General features: G+C 52.0%; 18 protein-coding genes and 1 pseudogene. 14 read left to right on the forward strand and 5 right to left on the reverse strand.

Translation table 11 applies throughout. The features are described from left to right. Nucleotides 1–95 precede the first annotated feature (95 nt). From J7E85_RS21440 to J7E85_RS35170, 5 genes and pseudogenes are all read left to right on the forward strand, one after another. Nucleotides 96–395 (forward strand): DUF485 domain-containing protein, encoded by a 300-nt coding sequence (locus J7E85_RS21440; protein WP_071218738.1) that lies wholly within the window; start codon nt 96–98, stop codon nt 393–395. 6 nt (nt 396–401) lie between these two features. Further along, nucleotides 402–1,913 carry a solute symporter family protein gene (locus tag J7E85_RS21445; protein ID WP_215161338.1) on the forward strand — a complete coding sequence of 504 codons (1,512 nt, stop codon included), beginning with the start codon at nt 402–404 and terminating at the stop codon, nt 1,911–1,913. 140 nt (nt 1,914–2,053) lie between these two features. Further along, entirely contained in the window at nt 2,054–3,592 is a 1,539-nt protein-coding gene (locus tag J7E85_RS21450) for a solute symporter family protein (RefSeq protein ID WP_215161340.1), read from the forward strand. Between the two features lie 10 nt (nt 3,593–3,602). Further along, nucleotides 3,603–3,779: pseudogene (locus J7E85_RS21455) on the forward strand (glycerate kinase); the annotation flags it as partial. Then, the gene (locus tag J7E85_RS35170; RefSeq protein WP_483311335.1) at nt 3,759–3,929 is read left to right on the forward strand and encodes a glycerate kinase; all 171 of its coding nucleotides are present in this window, start codon (nt 3,759–3,761) and stop codon (nt 3,927–3,929) included. The pseudogene J7E85_RS21455 and the gene J7E85_RS35170, both read left to right, overlap by 21 nt. Before the next feature lie 171 nt (nt 3,930–4,100). On the opposite strand, the gene J7E85_RS21460 is transcribed toward J7E85_RS35170, so the two are convergent. Next, nucleotides 4,101–4,985 (reverse strand): class I SAM-dependent methyltransferase, encoded by an 885-nt coding sequence (locus J7E85_RS21460; protein ID WP_215161596.1) that lies wholly within the window; start codon nt 4,983–4,985, stop codon nt 4,101–4,103. A gap of 206 nt (nt 4,986–5,191) precedes the next feature. Here J7E85_RS21460 and J7E85_RS21465 point away from each other — a divergent pair, with 206 nt between their 5' ends. From J7E85_RS21465 to J7E85_RS21480, 4 genes are all read left to right on the forward strand, one after another. Beyond that, on the forward strand, nt 5,192–5,932 hold the full coding sequence (locus J7E85_RS21465) for an HAD family hydrolase (protein ID WP_215161342.1): 741 nt from the start codon (nt 5,192–5,194) through the stop codon (nt 5,930–5,932). Between the two features lie 156 nt (nt 5,933–6,088). Next, a complete protein-coding gene (locus J7E85_RS21470; protein WP_215161344.1) occupies nt 6,089–6,433 on the forward strand; it encodes an ArsR/SmtB family transcription factor in 345 nt (114 codons plus the stop codon). An 88-nt stretch (nt 6,434–6,521) separates the two neighbouring features. Next, nucleotides 6,522–7,019, forward strand: a complete 498-nt coding sequence (locus J7E85_RS21475) for an SRPBCC family protein (protein ID WP_215161346.1) — start codon at nt 6,522–6,524, stop codon at nt 7,017–7,019. Between the two features lie 29 nt (nt 7,020–7,048). Continuing rightward, nucleotides 7,049–7,450, forward strand: coding sequence for a VOC family protein (locus J7E85_RS21480; RefSeq protein ID WP_215161348.1), 402 nt, complete (start codon nt 7,049–7,051; stop codon nt 7,448–7,450). 185 nt (nt 7,451–7,635) lie between these two features. On the opposite strand, the gene J7E85_RS21485 is transcribed toward J7E85_RS21480, so the two are convergent. Next, nucleotides 7,636–8,460, reverse strand: a complete 825-nt coding sequence (locus J7E85_RS21485) for a helix-turn-helix transcriptional regulator (protein ID WP_215161350.1) — start codon at nt 8,458–8,460, stop codon at nt 7,636–7,638. A 138-nt stretch (nt 8,461–8,598) separates the two neighbouring features. On the opposite strand from J7E85_RS21485, the gene J7E85_RS21490 reads away from it, so the two are divergent. After that, nucleotides 8,599–10,572: a glycoside hydrolase family 127 protein gene (locus tag J7E85_RS21490; protein WP_215161352.1), complete on the forward strand. Its 1,974-nt coding sequence runs from the start codon at nt 8,599–8,601 to the stop codon at nt 10,570–10,572. A 164-nt stretch (nt 10,573–10,736) separates the two neighbouring features. Here J7E85_RS21490 and J7E85_RS21495 read toward each other — a convergent pair whose 3' ends face one another. Continuing rightward, a complete protein-coding gene (locus J7E85_RS21495; protein ID WP_215161354.1) occupies nt 10,737–11,213 on the reverse strand; it encodes a glutathione peroxidase in 477 nt (158 codons plus the stop codon). Between the two features lie 264 nt (nt 11,214–11,477). Between J7E85_RS21495 and J7E85_RS21500 the strand changes: the two genes are divergently transcribed. Both J7E85_RS21500 and J7E85_RS21505 read left to right on the forward strand, forming a co-directional pair. Then, nucleotides 11,478–12,386 (forward strand): ABC transporter permease subunit, encoded by a 909-nt coding sequence (locus tag J7E85_RS21500; protein WP_215161356.1) that lies wholly within the window; start codon nt 11,478–11,480, stop codon nt 12,384–12,386. Between the two features lie 18 nt (nt 12,387–12,404). Next, nucleotides 12,405–13,304, forward strand: a complete 900-nt coding sequence (locus J7E85_RS21505) for an ABC transporter permease subunit (RefSeq protein ID WP_215161358.1) — start codon at nt 12,405–12,407, stop codon at nt 13,302–13,304. Between the two features lie 134 nt (nt 13,305–13,438). Here J7E85_RS21505 and J7E85_RS21510 read toward each other — a convergent pair whose 3' ends face one another. Further along, on the reverse strand, nt 13,439–14,908 hold the full coding sequence (locus J7E85_RS21510; RefSeq protein WP_215161360.1) for an alpha-amylase: 1,470 nt from the start codon (nt 14,906–14,908) through the stop codon (nt 13,439–13,441). Nucleotides 14,909–15,414: 506 nt separating this feature from the next. After that, nucleotides 15,415–16,458, reverse strand: coding sequence for a YeiH family protein (locus tag J7E85_RS21515; protein WP_215161362.1), 1,044 nt, complete (start codon nt 16,456–16,458; stop codon nt 15,415–15,417). Nucleotides 16,459–16,617: 159 nt separating this feature from the next. Here J7E85_RS21515 and J7E85_RS21520 point away from each other — a divergent pair, with 159 nt between their 5' ends. Beyond that, nucleotides 16,618–17,514, forward strand: a complete 897-nt coding sequence (locus tag J7E85_RS21520) for a LysR family transcriptional regulator (protein WP_215161364.1) — start codon at nt 16,618–16,620, stop codon at nt 17,512–17,514. Nucleotides 17,515–17,681: 167 nt separating this feature from the next. Further along, entirely contained in the window at nt 17,682–17,900 is a 219-nt protein-coding gene (locus J7E85_RS21525; protein ID WP_215161366.1) for a DUF378 domain-containing protein, read from the forward strand. The last annotated feature ends 349 nt before the right edge of the window (nt 17,901–18,249 follow it).

Genomic DNA, 18,249 nt, shown 5'->3' on the forward strand with positions numbered 1-18,249 from the left:
GGTCGCAGACACTCCTCCTGTATATAATCATTCTAAAGCGCTTTCATGTATGGGAGACGCAATAGAATCCTTGATCGTTAATGGAGGGAAAGGCAATGGAAGAAAAAAGCTATACCGAAGTATGGCATTCTGAAAAATTCAAAACGCTGCTCTCCCGCAAGAAACGGTTCATTATACCGATGACCGTCTTTTTTCTTCTGTTTTACTTTGCACTGCCGATTCTCACTTCGTACACCGACGTTTTGAACCACCCGGCGATTGGCCCGATCACGTGGGCATGGGTATTTGCATTCGCGCAGTTCATCATGACATGGGTCTTGTGCATCCTATACTCCCGCAAGGCGGCCCAGTTTGACCGTATGGTAGACGATATTAAAAAGGATATGGGGGCGTAATCGACTATGGCTATCGCGTTGTTTTGCGGAATTGTATTTCTCACGCTGATCATAACGTATTACGCTGCCAAGAGAACAACCAACACCAGCGATTTCTATACGGCAGGCGGGGGGCTCAAGGGCTGGCAGAATGGGACAGCCATTGCCGGCGATTATATGTCTGCTGCCTCCTTCCTTGGCATCGCAGGTTCGATCGCGTTAGTCGGCTTTGACGGCTTCTTTTATAGCATAGGTTTCCTCGTGGCTTACCTGGTGGTGCTGTACCTTGTTGCCGAGCCGCTTCGGAATCTCGGGAAGTATACGGTGGCGGATATGATTGCCGCTCGTTTCTCAGACAAGAAAGTGCGCGGCGTCGCAGCGCTGAACACGATTTCCATCTCCATTTTCTACATGATCGCGCAGCTGGTTGGAGCAGGTGCGCTGATTAAGCTTTTGCTGGGACTGGACTATGTCACGTCCGTGCTGATTGTCGGCGTGCTCATGACCATCTATGTTGTCTTTGGTGGCATGCACGCCACGAGCTGGGTTCAAATCTCGAAAGCTATACTTCTCATGGCCGGCACGTTCATCATCTCGCTGATCGTATTCGCCAAATTCGATTTCAGCCTGACCCAGATGTTCCACCATATGAAGACGGCCACGCCGCTGCAGGAGGCATTCCTGAACCCGGGGAATAAATACAAAATCCCGCTGGAGACGCTGTCGCTCAACCTTGCCCTCGTACTCGGCACGGCAGGTCTGCCGCATATTTTGACCCGATTCTTTACCGTTAAGGATGCCAAGACGGCACGGAGCTCCGTGGTATACGCTACCTGGATTATCGGCATCTTCTATGTCATGACGATCTTTCTCGGTTTCGGGGCTGCCGCCTTCGTAGGCGCGGCAGATATTACCGCGGTCGATAAAGCGGGCAACATGGCTGCGCCGCTCCTGGCCAAAGCGATTGGCGGCGACTTCCTGTTCGCGCTCATCTCGGCGGTTGCGTTCGCGACGATCCTCGCGGTGGTGACGGGGCTTGTGCTGTCCGCCGCATCGGCCTTCGCCCATGATTTCTACGGCCAAATCGTTCGCCGCGGCGAATCGTCGGAGAAGGAGCAGCTGAAGATGGCACGGTACGCATCGATTGGCGTATCCATTGTCTCCATTCTGCTCGCATTGTTCGCTCAGAAGATGAACGTGGCATTCCTTGTCTCGCTCGCCTTCGCCGTTGCGGCCAGCGCGAATTTGCCGGTCATCCTGTTTACGGTGTTCTGGAAAAGGTTTAATACGACAGGCGCGGTTACCGGGATGCTGACAGGATTGATCAGCACGGTGATTCTTGTGGCGCTTAGTCCGAATATATGGGATCCGGCCGGCAAAGCGATTTTGATTGGCGATCCGATCTTCCCGATGAGCAACCCGGGCATTATCTCCATTCCGCTTGGCTTCGTGGCAGCTTATATCGGGACGCTGTTATCCTCTTCCAAGGATGAAGCAAAGTATGCCGAAGTGCTGGTCAAGGCCAATACGGGCGCGTAATCCGGATCCAATTCATTGACCCAAAAGGGTGTATCCAGCTGCTTAGCAGCACAGGGGATCGCCCTTTTTTTGTCATTTTATCGTAAAATAAAGGAATAACAGGGCAGGACTTTCAGGCTGAAGCGGAAGGAGGCATGCAAATGAACATATCCGGCATCGTTTTTTTTCTGGCGATTGTGGTCGGCACGTTAATGATTACGTATTATGCCGCCAAGCGGACAACAAGCACGAATGATTTCTATGCAGCGGGCAATCGCCTGAGCGGGCTGCAAAACGGCTTGGCCATTTCCGGTGACTATATGAGCGCAGCGTCCTTCCTTGGCATCGCGGGCTCCATTGCTGTGTACGGCTTCGACGGCTTTTTCTATTCGATCGGCTTCCTCGCCTCCTATGTGATCGTGCAGTATATCATAGCCGAACCGCTTCATAACCTGGGCAGGTACACGATGGCGGATGCGGTGGCGGTTCGGTTCAGCGAGAAACGGCTGCGCGGATGTATCGCCGTCAACAACATGATGATCACCGTCTTCTACATGATTGCCCAGCTCGTTGGTGCCGGGTGGCTCGTCCATTTGCTGTTCGGGCTGGAAACGTCGCTTGCCATCGTGCTGGTCGGAGGCTTAATGACCGTCTACGTCACGTTCGGCGGCATGCTCGCGACTTCCTGGGTGCAGATCGTTAAGTCTATATTGCTGGTCAGCAGCACATTTATCGTGAGTCTCATCGTGCTGGCAAGGTTCGATTGGGATCTGCTCGGCTTGTTCGAATCCATGAAGCGGGCGACCCCATTGCAGGAGCGGTTTCTGATGGCGGGGAATATGTTCGACCACCCGCTGGACATGCTGTCGTTTAATATGGCGCTGGTGTTAGGGACAGCGGGACTTCCGCATATTATTGCGCGTTTCTACACGGTAAGAGACCCCCGTACGGTCCGTTCTTCGGTAAAAACGGCAACGTTTACGATCGGCATCTTTTATGCCATGACCATTTTTCTTGGTTTTGGGGCGGCTGCCTTCGTCGATTGGTCCGTTTTGTCGGAGCGGGTTGAACTGGCGGCGCCGCTGCTCGCAAGCGCATTGGGTGGTGAATTCTTGATGGCCTTTGTATCGGCTGTTGCCTTCGCAACCATATTGGCCGTGATCTCGGGGCTTGTGCTGACGGCATCCTCCGCATTTGCTCATGACGTCTACAGCAGCATTTTCCGCAGAGGACGGGCGACCGAGGCACAGCAGATGCGAGTTGCCAAGCTTTCGGCCATCGTGGTTGGCACTGCTTCGATTGTGCTCGCACTCGGCGCGCAGAAGCTGAACGTGGCATTCCTCGTTTCGTTTGCGTTCGCGGTTGCGGCCTCGGCTAACCTGCCGGTACTGCTGTTCACGTTATTTTGGCGGAGATTTAATACGTATGGGGCCATGTCGAGCATTGCGGCCGGATTGATATCTTCCTTGCTGCTCATGGCCGTCGGGCCTAACGTGATGGATCCCGGGGCCGGTTGGATCCGGGCGGAAGCGATCTTCCCGCTCAAGCATCCGGGTATTGTGTCCATTCCGATTGGCTTCGCGGGCGGCATTCTCGGTACCCTGCTATCCGGCAAGGTTGGCTCAAGCGGCCGATTCGAGACGATGCAGGCCATTGCCCATGTGGCCCCAGATGAGATTCGTACCCGCGAGCCGGGATGACAGAAAAATGATGAAGGAGAGGCAGGGGATAACAGTGAAGCAGGATTGTGTAATTGTACTCGCACCCGATTCATTTAAGGAGAGCATGACCGCCAAAGAAGTCTGTGAGGCGATGGAACGCGGCATCAAGAAGGGAAATCCGAAGGCAAGCTGTATCCATGTGCCCATGACGGACGGCGGTGACGGAATCGAGGTGCTGTATGAGCAAGGGTTGGACGCTATTTTTGGCATCGTGCCAGGGACTGTTACGCTAGCGGAGGCACTGGCCAACGGACAGCAGAACGTGGAGAGAACGTCGGAGAATATCGTCCGTCTCATGATTTCCTTATACAAGTAATCATTCATATAGGAAATAGACGAGGGAGGCGTTGACCTATTCGCTAATGAAAAAGGCGTGCTGAGGTGGTTCGGTGAACCTCAAACCTCTCAGCCACGCCGGTTATACTTCATATCCCTTCCCCCGCTGATGCGCGAGGACTTCGGGATTATCCCTTTCGATCTTCTTGCTTTATTTAATGCCAAGCCGCATGCGGTAGCTGAGCATAACGGGAAGTGTCCGTCCTTGGAAGTGCTCCTCGACCAGCGCATGGAACTGTGCGATTTTATCGTTCAATTCGGTTTGTTTCAGCTTGAACACGGTCTGGATACCGCCTTGACTGACGGCAAGGCCGGTATATCGTTCGGCGGTGAACGGCTCCATATGATGGAATACGATCTCTTTGGAGAACCGGAACACCCCGCTCTCCCGGATATGCTTCAGATGCTCGTTCTTATTCCCTTTATAGGCCTTCTCCTGTGCCTCCACATGGCGGTCGATGATGTCCTCTGCCCATTCGATCAGCTCATGGTAGGATTGCTCGACCTTCCAGGTCAGGCTCGGCGGCCAATCGCAATCATATACTGCGAATATCCCTTCCTCACGCAGTACGCGGGAAACCTCCTTCAACGTACTGGCCGGGTCCATCCAGTGAAAGGATTGGGAACAGGTGATGATGTCCGCGGACTGATCCGGAAGCGCCAATTGGTTCGAATAGCCGGAGACGAACCTGATGTCGGCAAGCTGCACATCGTGGCTGGCGTCAGCCTCTTGCTGCAGCGATTGCAGTTTGGCCATGGCCTTGCTCCGCATATCGTCATTCGGCTCGACACCGATGACTTGGTCCGCTGCGTCCCTCCATGCAAACGAGGACAGCCCCGTCCCGCATCCCAAGTCGACAACAAGAGAGGGCTTGCGCTCCAAATATCCTGTCAGCAGGGCGACAACCTCCTGGGGAGCTTCGGGGCGATGCTGGTCGTAGGTCTCCTCAAAGCCGGTAAAACGGTCCACGTTGCTGGCACGGTTCCCCTCGGGAACGAAATCCTTACTCCACACGTCGGTCATATCCTTGGTCATCATTATTCATCTCCTTATCCGGGTACATGAATCGGGCATTACAATTGGCGCTTTCTTGGCTGCCGCGAGTACGGACAAAAGGCTCCAATTGCCTTTTCGTGTCGCTTTAATCCCATCATATCATAGGGAAGGAACTTATTAACAGATGGGCTTGACCCGGGCAGTGACGATGCGGGTACAATAGAGGGATAGAATGAGGAAGAGGGATGCGTATGAAAACACCAATATCACCGAAGGGGATCTTCTTCGATGTGGATGATACATTGTATGACCATCTGGCGCCATTTCGTCATGCCGTTCAGGAGGTTGCCAGGCCCGATGGCGTGTTTCCTTATGAAGCCGCCTATCACCGGATGCGCTATTACAGCGACAAGCTGTCCGTAGAACTCGGAGGGGCTGGCACGGAAGCATATGGGGAAGCGGTTGAGGATATGCGCAGGCGTCGTTTCCAATTTGCGTTGGCCGAATTCGGCATACAGCTGACTCTCGAGGAGGCTGAGGCGGTACAGCAGACCTACCTGGACCGGCAGTATAACATCACGATGTTTGAAGGCGCCCGGGAGCTTCTTAAGAAATTGGCGGATGCCGGGCATGTCGTTGGCTTGATTACCAATGGGCCGGCGGAACACCAGATGAACAAAATCGCAGCTATGCAGCTAGGTGGCCTCATACCGGAGGAGCGTCTGTTCGTATCCGGAGCCGTGGGCTGGGACAAGCCCGATCCGCGGATCTTCCACCATGTGAATCGGCTGACCGGAACGGTACCGGAGGGCTCTTATTACATTGGGGATTCGTGGCGCAATGATGTGGTTGGCGCCCTGGCCGCGGGCTGGCATGTGATTTGGTTCAATCATCGGAGCGTTGGGCCGGAATCGGAGCATCAACCGCAGCATACCGTGACGAGTTATGGCGAGCTGGAACGGCTGCTTGATGAGGTTATCGGATAAAAAAATGCTGTGGCCAGCGTAAAGTGCTGCCGGGGCAGGATCGAGTAAAAGATTTATCGTGGCCAGACCCTTTAAATGGAGGGCTTGGCTTTTTTTGTTGCCTTATATTCAACCAATTGGTTGACTTTATGGGATTCATCTATTATAGTTAACCACATGGTTGAGCAAAATAACGAAGAACAACTGGATCACATCTTCCACGCACTGGCTGACCCGACCCGAAGAGAGATGGTGCGTATGATCGCGGCGCAGGAGCGGACCGTATCCGAACTGGCCGAGCCGTTTGACATGTCGCTTGCGGCAGCCTCCAAGCATATTAAGGTGCTGGAGCGCTCCGGCCTGCTGGATCGATCCATTCAGGGGCGGACACATACCTGTCGTCTCAATCCGGGCGTCATGTCCAGGGCGATGGAATGGCTGCAATTCTACGAACGATTCTGGACCCGGCAATTTGATGCATTGGAAAGTGAGCTGAACAAAGCGAAGAAGGAGGAGCATTAACAGGAATACGGCTGAACATCCTGGACAACGATGAATACTAGGGGAAACAGACGGAATACCACTTTTAATAAGAGAAGGATGATTCACATTGGAGAAAGCCTCTACAACTACACTGGTCATGAAACGCTTGTTCGAGGTAGCGCCGGATCGAGTGTTTGATGCCTGGTTAAACCCCGACATGATGCGTAAATGGTTGTTTACGATGGAAACGACAAACAAGATCGCCCGTAATGATCCTCGCGTGGGCGGAACCTGGGAGATTGTTGACGTTCGGGAATTCAAGGAGTACCGGGCCATTGGGGAGTATCTTGTAATCGACCGGCCTCACAAGCTGGTGCTTACCTTCAGGATGCCCCAGTTCAGCGAAACCGTGGTCCAAATAACGGTTGAGTTCAAAGCCGTGGACGCAGGATGTGACATGACATTCACGCAAGAGATCGTTGTTCCTCACGAGGAAGATTGGACCGCGGAGGATATCGAGAAGGCGCTCACGGAGTATCATACCCAAACCGAACATGGATGGGGTTATATGTTTGAGGGCTTGAAGCAGCTGCTCGAGACAGGAAAGATGAACTACCCATCCTAATCAGATGAACAAGGGAGAGTGTTTTGTCAATGAAGAGTGCAACCCCGTTTTTAATGTTTCAGGGTAATGCCGAAGAAGCCATGAACCATTACATTTCCATTATTGAGGATTCCGAAATAACCAGCATTGCCCGTTATGGCCCCAATCAGCCGGGAACCGAGGGAAGCGTTATGCATGCCGCCTTTTCGTTGAAGGGGCAAACGTTCATGTGCATCGACAGCAATGTAAAGCATGATTTCACGTTCACACCTTCCTTCTCCATCTATCTGACTTGCGAATCGGAAGCGGAGATCGAGAAGGTGTACGGGGCATTAATTGATGGCGGAGGTGCCATGATGCCATTGGACAACTATGGCTTTAGCCAAAAATTCGGTTGGATCGCGGACAAGTTCGGCGTATCCTGGCAGCTTAATCTGCCGAATGAAGCGTAACGTTACGCAAGCGATTCATTAGAGACGGGCCCTGGAGGGGTCCGTCTCTTTTTGCTGCTGACAATGCATCGCCAGCTCGTTGCTCCGCGATCAAGGCCCCGCGGATTCCAACAGCTAATCTGAACGGCAGAATTTTGTGCAGCCCGGCGCTTCATATGGTCGACAGCCATCCAAGCATACCGCTCTTACTCCGTATACTGCTTTCGGAATTGCAGTGGCGATAGGCCGAAACGTGCGGAGAAGCGGCGGGAGAAATAAGGCGGATATTGAAATCCCACATGCTCCGCAATCCGCGCCATCGACCACTGGGTGGTCAGCAGCAGCCGCTTCGCCTGGTCCAGGCGGTATTGCAGCAGGTATTCTGTTGGCGTCACGCCGTGCGATTCTTTCATGCAGCGCGTCAGGTAATTGTAGTGGAAATGCAGGGCGGACGATAAACGTGCGTTGCTGATGGGCTCACGGTAATGCATTTTGATATAGGACTCTACCTGCTCCGCGATTTTACGCACCCGCGATTTCTCCTGATCCGATCTCGACGGGTCCAGTAGCTCCAGCAGCTCGATAAACAGCGTTTGTTCTCGCCAAAATGCCGAGGACCTCGGTTCCGTTGCCAGCAGGTGCAGGGAATCGAACAGTTGATAGGCTTGCTCCGGATAAGGGATAGGGCCATGCCTCGGCAGCTTTATGTTGTGTGAGATCGAATCATCTTCGGCTGCGCTTGATGCTGCGGACTGAAAATGCAGCCAGTAAAAGGCGGTTTCCTCTTGGCACCCCTGCACGGCGTAATGGTACGCATCCGGCAATAATACAACGGAATCCCCTGCGCCAAGCGCCCACTGCACATCTTCCTCGCCCAGGAACAAGCAGCCGCGTTGAACCAGGATGAGATCGAAAACGCCAAGGTTTCTCCGGTTGGGATGCGACTCGCCCGGAATATAATGGGTTTTCCCGGATTCAAGGAAGTAGGGGAGCGGCAGCGAAGGAAAGGAAAGAACACTCCGTTCCGTCATGGTAACACCTCCAGGGAAGTGTGAAATCGTATAAGAAATTAGGTCAATTCTGTTATCGTTTTCATCCTATCATAGAACGTAGAATGGGAAGTGTCGAGGCTTTATCCTATCGAATTCCAAAAGGAGTGTGTATCCAAGATGATAACTCTTACTTCGCGTTCAACTGCCGTCCCTCTTAAGCAAGTGAAACTGACGGATCCTTTCTGGTCCCATTACATAGAGCTGGTAAGGGAAGTGGTGATCCCATACCAATATGAAGCCCTCCATGATCGAATTCCGGGCGTGGAACCGAGCTATGGCGTGTCCAATTTTCGAATTGCTGCCGGCAGGGACAAGGGTGAATTTGGCGGCATGGTGTTTCAGGACAGTGATGTCGCCAAATGGCTTGAGGCTGCGGCTTATTCGCTTGCCATTCATCCGGATCCGAAGCTGGATGAGCAGGTGGATGAGCTGATCGATCTTGTAGCCGCTGCCCAGCAGCCGGATGGCTATCTGAATACGTACTTTACGGTGAAGGAGCCGGAGAAGCGCTGGACCAATCTGACGGATTGCCATGAGCTGTATTGCGCCGGCCATATGATTGAAGCCGGGGTTGCGCATTACCGGGCGACGGGCAAGCGAAAGCTGCTGGATGTGGTGTGCCGATTGGCGGATTATATCGATACCGTCTTTGGACCCGAGGATGGCAAAATCCATGGGTTCGATGGCCATCAGGAGATTGAGCTGGCACTGGTCAAATTGTACGAGGTGACTCAGGAACCGAGATATTTGAGTCTGAGTCAGTATTTTATAGATGAGCGCGGGACAGAACCCCACTTCTTCCTTCAGGAGTGGGAACAACGAGGGAAGAAGTCCTTCTACCCCTCAGTACTGCATACGCCGCATTTGGCTTATCATCAGAGCCACCTGCCGGTCAGGGAACAGAAGGAGGCGGTTGGGCATTCGGTCCGTGCTGTTTATATGTGTACGGCGATGGCGGATTTAGCCGCCAGAACGAAAGACCCTGCCCTTCTTAAAGCTTGCGTTAATCTGTGGCATAACATGGTCCGTAAACAGATGTACATTACCGGGGGAATCGGTTCCACCCATCACGGCGAGGCGTTTACCACGGATTATGATCTGCCGAACGATACCGTATACTCGGAGACCTGCGCATCCATTGGGTTGATCTTTTTTGCCCAGCGCATGCTGCAGTTGTCACCCAAATCGGAGTATGCGGACGTAATGGAGCGTGCGTTTTTCAACACTGTCATTGGCAGCATGGCTCAGGACGGGCGGCATTTCTTCTATGTGAATCCGCTTGAGGTATGGCCTACCGCCTGCCGCCATAATCCGGGCAAGTTCCACGTGAAGCCGGTTCGGCCGGGATGGTTCGCCTGCGCTTGCTGCCCGCCGAACGTGGCGAGACTGCTGTCGTCGCTGGGTGAATACGTGTATACGATGAATGACGATACGCTGTATACCCACCTGTACATCGGCGGCGAAGCGGAGGTCCGGTTCGGGAACGTGCCGGTAAAGATAATCCAGACCAGCGCGCTGCCATGGGACGGGAATGTTACGCTTACGATTCAGCCTGAGCAGGCAGCCGAGTGGACCGTCGCTCTCCGCATTCCGGACTGGTCGCGCGGCAGAGCCGTTATCCGTGTGAACGGGCAAGAGGTGATCGTGGAGGATATTACGCAAGACGGCTATGCCTACATGAAGAGAGTGTGGGCACCAGGGGACACAGTGGAACTGGCATTCTCCATGGAGATCCATCAAGTAAGAGCCAATCCTAACATACGGGGGAATGCCGGCCGGGCCGCGATTCAGCGCGGACCGTTGGTATACTGCCTGGAAAGCGTCGATCATGGAGCGCCGGTATCCTCGCTGTCGCTCGCAGGCGATCCGAAGCTTCATTCCCGATTCGACCCGGATTTTCTCGGCGGGGCTGTAGTCATTGAAGGGGATGGGTGGCTTGAAGAGTCTGATGATTGGGGTGATGAACTGTATCGTTCCTCTCCGAAAAAGAGGCTTCCTGCGGCATTAAAGGCCATTCCGTACTATTTATGGGGCAACCGCGGCGAGAATGAAATGGCCGTCTGGGTACGCGAGCTGCCGCATACGGTATAAAGATCATACAGTCGGCTCTCCCGAAGAGGGAGCTGACAGAACAGCCAGCATACAAAGGATGCAATGGCAAAACATTGACAATGCCGGACCGCATAACATGAAGGGCTTGCCCAAGGTCGATGGACCTCGAGCAAGCCCTTTTTTATCCGAATCGGCTGCCCGCATTATAACAGCTTCTTGATATCCTCTTCTATTTTCCCCGGAGTATCGGTTGGCGCAAAGCGCTTGACCACCTTGCCGCTGCGGTCCACAAGAAACTTGGTGAAGTTCCATTTAATCGCTTTAATGCCCAATGCGCCGGGAGCTTCGCTCGTCAGATGCCGGTAGAGCGGATGAGCGTTCGTGCCATTCACATCAATTTTGGAGAACAACGGGAAGGTGACGCCATGATTGAGCTTGCAAGCCTCCTCGATCGCGGAGTCCTCCTCCAGCTCTTGATTCATGAACTGACTGCTAGGGAAACCGAGAACGGCCAATCCTTGATCGCGGTAAGTTTGGTGCAGCTTCTCCAGACCGTCAAATTGAGGGGCAAAGCCGCATTTGGTCGCTGTATTGACAATGAGCATGACGTCGCCTTTATAAGATTTGAGCGTTTGGGACTCGCCGCGTATCGTTTTTACTTCATATTCATAGATGGACATCGCCGTAGAACCTCCTCCAATGAGATGTATATACAATCAGAGTATATTCTTTCGCCATGGATTGCAATTTGCTAGAAACGGCAGCGGCAGATATATGCTATATGCATGACAAAAGCTGGAATGCAATACATGATGCGGAAATATAGAGAGTAAAATTTTGTATTTTCATCTAGACTAATTTAGGAGATATATGGTAGTAGTAGAATAAGTATTTAAGCAGATGAAACAAGAGGGTACTGCTGAAACTATGTGTGGGAGGACTTTATGAGATTAAAAACACAAATGCTCAAAACGACGGTAACCAGCCTGCTCGCTTTTATGTTCATCGTCCTCATTGTCCTGGTTCCGAGGGATTTGAATCTGTCGCTGGACGGCTATTTAGTGGTGACAAACTATTCCTTTGATCTGGGTGAGTATGTAACGCATATCCGAGATTATTTTGCAGCCGCCGTTCAGAACGGAACGCTGGGAGAATCGCGGTATATCGACCAGTCTTCGGAAGCCGCCGCTTTTGGAGCCGTCGGTAAAAGCCTGCTCGTTATTGTATCCGCTTTAATCATTGGATTCGTGTTCGGCATTCTGAAGGGAGTCCTTGACTACAAATTGTCCAAGACCAAATTCAATGTGCTGGGACACTGGACCACATGGCTGTTCCAATCCATTCCGGATTTTTTTCTGATGCTGATCGCCCAGTGGGTGCTCGTTAAGCATGTACCTGCTATCCGTTATTTTGCGGTTGACGGCTGGGAGGCCTTCGCGCTGCCTTCGCTGCTCGTGTCGATTTACCCGATTTTCTTCATCGCCCGAATCACTTCGGCTTCTCTGCTTGCACAGGAAGGCAAGTTATACATACTGCTGGCTAAAGCCAAAGGGCTGAGCGACCGGAAGGTCGTCTACAAACATATGCTGCGAAACGGCATCGCGACTATCCTGACCCATCTTCCGGGTCTGCTCGTCTTCATATTGTCCAACCTGCTCGTCGTGGAATATTACCGTAACTATCCTGGAGCGGCTTGGAGATTGTTTCAGGCACTGGATTTCAATACGTTCAGCGGCACAGGCGGCAACTATGAGCCGGGTGTCATTATTTATATCGCTTTTTCCTTCATGGTGCTGTTCATGATCGTCCAATGGATCAGTCATTCGGCACGCAAGTACTTTGATCCAAGATAAGAAACGAGGTGAGTCATCTTGAAGAATTTCCCTTTATGGATTGGCGGCATTCTGCTTGCTTTCTTTGTCTTTGTTATGCTGGCGGGACCGTACATGCCCTTCATTGATAAGGATTTGAAGAAGGAACCCTCCAGATGGGTCATGAAGGACGGGAAGCAGAAGCTGACCCTTCCGCCTTATAAACCTTCTTCGAAGAACTGGCTGGGATCGGATAAAAGGGGGGTCGATAACCTGAGCAAGCTGGTTGTGACCGCCAAGGATACGATTCTGCTTGTGCTCGCAATTACGGCTGTCCGATATGCGATAGGGGTTCCCCTGGGATTGATTGCCCGCAAGAGGAAGGGCTTCACCCACCAGTTCATTACCTTCTGGAACCAGATGTGTTCCTATTTACCGCCGGTCTTCGCATCCGCGCTGCTGCTTGCGCTGCCGTTCTTTCTCTTCTCCCAGCAACGGATGGGCTGGGCCATACTGATTCTGGCCAGCGTTGAAGCCGGGCGGGTGGCCATCACGATTCAGCAGCAGGCCCACAAGATGGCAAGCGAGCCTTACATGGAGGCCGGAACCGCGTTAGGTCTTCGCACGAGGACGTTGACGAAGAATTACTATATCCCGGTCATGTTCCCCGAAGTGATTGTCAACTTCTGTCTGGATATGGGGAAGGTCATGCTGCTGCTTGGTCAACTCGCGATCGTGAACATCTTTCTTGGTCATGAGTGGAAGGAAGTTAATTATTATGTCATGGAATTCGTGGAGACCGGGTACAACTGGGCGACGATTCTGTCCAAGAATCGAGCGGATATATGGTTAGGAAAGTTCCAATTCGTTGTCTATCCCGCATTTGCGATGATGCTGCTAATCATCACGTTCAACCTGTTAGGCGAAGGCCTGCGCCGTCGTTTTCAGGTTAAGGGCTGATCGGTATTCAACTGTTAACGCCAAGAACCGGAAGAATGAAGGCCTTCGCCGCTTGTATCCCTCACAGGGGAGAGACTTTGGCGAAAGCCGGATTCTTCCGGTTCTTTTCAAAATATCAGAAAGTATGCTGCTGTTTACGCTTTGACGGGAATATCCGGATGAGCCCAGACAGATACACTGCCGCCGTTCACCGGAAAAAGAGCAAAACCATCCTTGCCGATCGTTATGCGATCCTTCCGGGTGCGGGTCAGATCCACCCATACCTCTCCGGCTCGATGCTCGCCGACAAACATCCGCTTATCCCCGGCTTCGCCATTGGCAATGACCACCGCGCAGCCGGAGAACTCGATTTCCTGGATACCGCGGCGAACCCAGCCTATCGTATTCGGATGGTCAAAATAATCATCCTGCTCGCCATACGCCCGATTCGCTCTGGCATAGAGCAGCGGGTCAATCGCTTCCCTTTTGCCGGGAATGGGCTTCTCGCCGCCGATTCCGTAATAATCGCCATAGAAGACGGAAGGATAACCGTCCTTTCGCAGCAGGATTAACGCATAAGCGCTCTGCTTGAACCAATCCTCCACCCAGGATTCCAGTGATTCCTGCGGCTGCGAATCGTGATTGTCCACAAACGTGACGGCATTCATCGGGTGCGATTGCACAAGCGTATCGTCGAAGATCGTCCGCAGGTCAAAGGAACGGCCAGCTTTGGAGGCCGCTTGGAGTTTATAGTGAAGAGACACGTCAAACAGATCGATCCTGTAATCCACCGTATCCAGAAAGTTTCGGCAGTCTTGAAGCTCGGGATTCCAGAACTCGCCCACGATGTAAAAATCATCTCCACGCTTTTTCTTCATGGCGGTGGCAAATTCTTTAATGAAGTCATGGTTAATATGCTTGATCGCATCCAGCCGGAAACCACTGCATTGCAGCGTATCCACCAGCCACTTGCCCCATGCCACCATCTCCTTGCGTACATCCGGATGACTGTAATCAATGTTGGCAAACATCAGGTAGTCGTAATTGCCGAATTCATTGTCAACGTTATCGCTCCATGACTTATTCTCGCCGACGATCCGGTAAATGCCTGAACGTTTGCTGATATCATCGTAATCGGTACCGTTAAAATGCGTGAAATTCCATTGAAACGAGGAGTATTGATCCCCTCGGCCAGGGAAGGTGAATTTGGTCCAGCCTTCAATCTCGAATGGTTTGGATATATCCTTGGTCCGATCCATCTCGTCGACCTGCACAACCCGAAACCGCTCAGTTTCATCTGCGCCGGCTTTATGGTTCATGACCAGATCTACATAGACGGCAATCCCGTTCTTGTGGCAGGCCGCGATGGCATCGATCAATTCCTGTTTGGTTCCATACTTCGTGCGAACCGTTCCCTTCTGATCGAACTCTCCCAGATCATACAGGTCGTATACGCCATAACCATTGTCCTCAGCGGACGTGGCTTTCGTCACCGGAGGAACCCATACCGCATCGATTCCTGCCTTGCTCAGCTCCGGGGCTGCATTCTTGAGTCGGTTCCAGTGCGAGCCATCGGCTGCAACATGCCATTCGAAGAATTGCATAATCGTATGATTTCGTTGCATACTTCCATCTCCTCTATCATGATAGCTCTGCATGTTTACTGCATACTAAACTCAAATACCCAAGAAAGCTGGGGAGCTAAACCGTCCACCCGAAATGGGCGGATCGCCTACATTTAGTTTTACCCTAAAATGGAAGGAAAAAGACGGAGGTTCCTTGGGAGACTTGGAGAATCTGCGTCGCGGGTTTTTGATTTGGGGGAGGATCGTAAGCTGTACACATTGGGAGACTTGTTCATAGGGAGTCTTTGGCATGAGGGTGTTCACCAAGGAGTGGTTGATAGCCTTAGAAGATCCATCTAATGTGTGAAGAGGCAAATCAAATCGGATACCTCCATGCCGCCTGGATAAGCTCCGGTAATAAGGAAGCAAGGGGAGGAAGATCCCGAAACCGGCGGAAACACACGCCCCCCAGGCTGATCATGTACGAAAAAAACACCATCCCCTGCGCAAAAGTTCAACGCTAGGGATGGTGTTCGTTCCTTACACACTGGCTGCCTTCCGCTTACTTATGCCATGGCATAAGTAAGCAGGATCAGCAGTACGGTGGTGATGGACATGGCCAGCAGCGGCCGCCAGGCACCGCGTATATCCTTTAAGTGGACATTCAGGCCAAGTCCCACCATGGCCATGGCAAGAATGAAGGAGGCTGCCTGAGAGATCCAATCCTTGATTGGCAGGGGAATGATCGGTTGTCCGGTAAATTCCCAGCTTCCCAGTACACTCGCTGCCATGAAGCCCAGCAGGAACCAGGGAAACTCCATCCGTGTTTGACTCTGTAAACGCCCGGTGCGCTTCATCCAGACCATGAGTGCGATACTGAGCGGTACAAGCAAAAATACGCGTCCCAGCTTGGCAAGCAGACTAATCGCAAGGGCGTCCTCACCTGCCGGAGCAGCTGCCAGTGCCACATGGGCGATTTCATGAAGACTTACGCCAGACCACACGCCGTATTGAGTGTCTGTTAAAGGAAGCAGCGGCTGGACGAGGGTATATCCGATAGCAACGATGGTTCCAAGAAAGGCGATAAGCCCTGCTCCAAGCGCAGTGTCCTTCTCCTTCGCCTTGAGGATCGGGGACACGGCAGCAATGGCCGCCGCACCGCATACGCCGGTTCCAATGCCGAGCAGGAGGGACAGGGACATATCGGCCTTCAGCCATTTGGCAATCAGCAGGGTAAGCGCAATGGCAAATACAACGCTGATGACATCCCTCATCATTAAACCGAGGCCTTGCTGGAACACGATGCCGATATTCAGCTTTAAGCCATATAGGATGATCGCTACACGCAGCAGCCGCTTGGCCGTGAATTGGATTCCAATGCGCAGTCTCTCCGGGTAACCGCGCAGCTGCCGGTATATCGCGGCGATGAGAATCGCCCAGGCGAGCTGGCCAAGGTAGCCAAGGCCTGGCACGCTTGCTAATGCGTAACCGATGAGGGCAATGACAAAGGTAAAGGCAATGCCGCCTGCGGCTGCGGGCAGCGTATGCTGTGTCCATCGAACCAGGCGATGGACGTGTTCTTGTGATTTGGAATAAGCTGGCTCTGTCATAAGATGTAACCTCCGATTCGTTCGGTTGGTCTGAACACATCGTATCTCATTCCACTGGATAAGAAAAATAAATCATTATGATGATCATCATAAGTGATAAGTTATGATAATATAACTCATAACCATTCGTGGATATTGCAAACGAAGGAGGCCAAAAGCGTGGATCCAACATTGGAGGTATTCGTTACGGTGGTAGAGAAGGGGAATTTTACCCGTGCGGCCGAGGAACTGCTGATGACACAGCCCGCGGTAAGCCAATATATCCAATCGCTCGAGCGGTCTGTTGGCACCAAGCTGCTGGAGAGAACCAATAAATATGTCCGGCTGACGAAAGCCGGAGAGATCGTGTATCACCATGCGAAGGACATTCTGGGTCTGTACACCCGTATGAACACGCTTGTGGACGATTTGATGCATCGGGCAAGTGGCAATTTGTCCATTGGCTCCAGCTACACCTTTGGGGAATACATGCTGCCGCATTTGATCGCTTATATGAGGGAGCATTATCCCTTGATCCGCCCATCGATTATGATCGGGAACACCACGGAGGTGGCGGAGATGATCCTGCGCCATGAGGCGGATATCGGCATCGTGGAGGGGGATTATCGGGATGAGAAGCTGCATATCGAGGCCTTTGCCGAGGATGAGATGGTGGTGATGGTTCCCCGGGACGGGCGGTATGACCATCTGCAGGAGCTATCGCTCTCCGAACTTGAGGATGAGACCTGGATTGTCAGAGAAGCTGGATCAGGCACCCGCGCGGCAACGGAGCGGATGTTCTCACGGTATCATATTCACCCTCAGCATATCGTGGAGTTTGGAAGCACCCAACTGATCAAGGAATCCGTGGAGGCAGGCCTTGGCGTCACGCTGCTGTCGCGATGGGCGGTACGCAAGGAGGTTCAACTCGGAACGCTGCATATGCTGCTACCGAACGGCAAGCCGGTGGCCCGGCAGTTCTCATGGATTACACAAAAGACACCTTATCATACCAAGGCCGTTGAGGTATTTCTCGAGCTTCTGCATCATAAACGCGGTTTCCCCAAGGGAGTCTAAAGGAAGAGCAGAATCTCGGTGCAAGAACATCCCGGTTTCAGGGGATGTTTTTTTTGTTCGGGCATGATTACAAACGCCGTAAATGGTTAAAAATAGATACTAAAATCCTTAGAATAACAAACCATGTAACGAATGATGTGAAAATCGGGCGTAAGGGGGGTTAAGCGATGAGAACATTTAATACAATTGCTTTGCTGTTATTGATTATTGGGGGCATTAACTGGCTTTTGGTCGGCCTGTTTCAATACGACCTGGTAGCTGCATTATTTGGAGGACAGAGCTCCGCAGGGTCCCGCATTATCTATACGATTGTCGGTCTGTGTGCATTGTACTCGATCCGCTTCTTTGGCGATGTTACGAATGACGACCGAAACCCAGCTAAATGAGTTACATTTAATGACATATAAATGACATAAATAGAGAGATATATCGATTCTCTCCTAGATGAAAAAAGCCGTTCCGTGTTCAGGAATGGCTTTTTTTCTGTGCAAATCCCAAGATTGTCAGTGAATTGTAAACCTCATGTAAGGTGCAAAATCAACATATACAGTATGAAATTTCCAGTGTTTATGAGGCTTTGTATGCTCTATAGTTAAAGATAAAAACGACATATTTACGGAGTTCGGAAGGAACTCCTAGAATAAAGTCAAGTCATTGCAGCGCAACAATCGGAAGTTAACAACATGGCAGAAAACATTACATTTTATCTGTCGTCAGCCTCTTTTTTTGCGTAAG

The organism is Paenibacillus sp. ISL-20 (assembly GCF_018613005.1).
In the GTDB taxonomy this organism is placed as follows: domain Bacteria; phylum Bacillota; class Bacilli; order Paenibacillales; family Paenibacillaceae; genus Paenibacillus_AQ.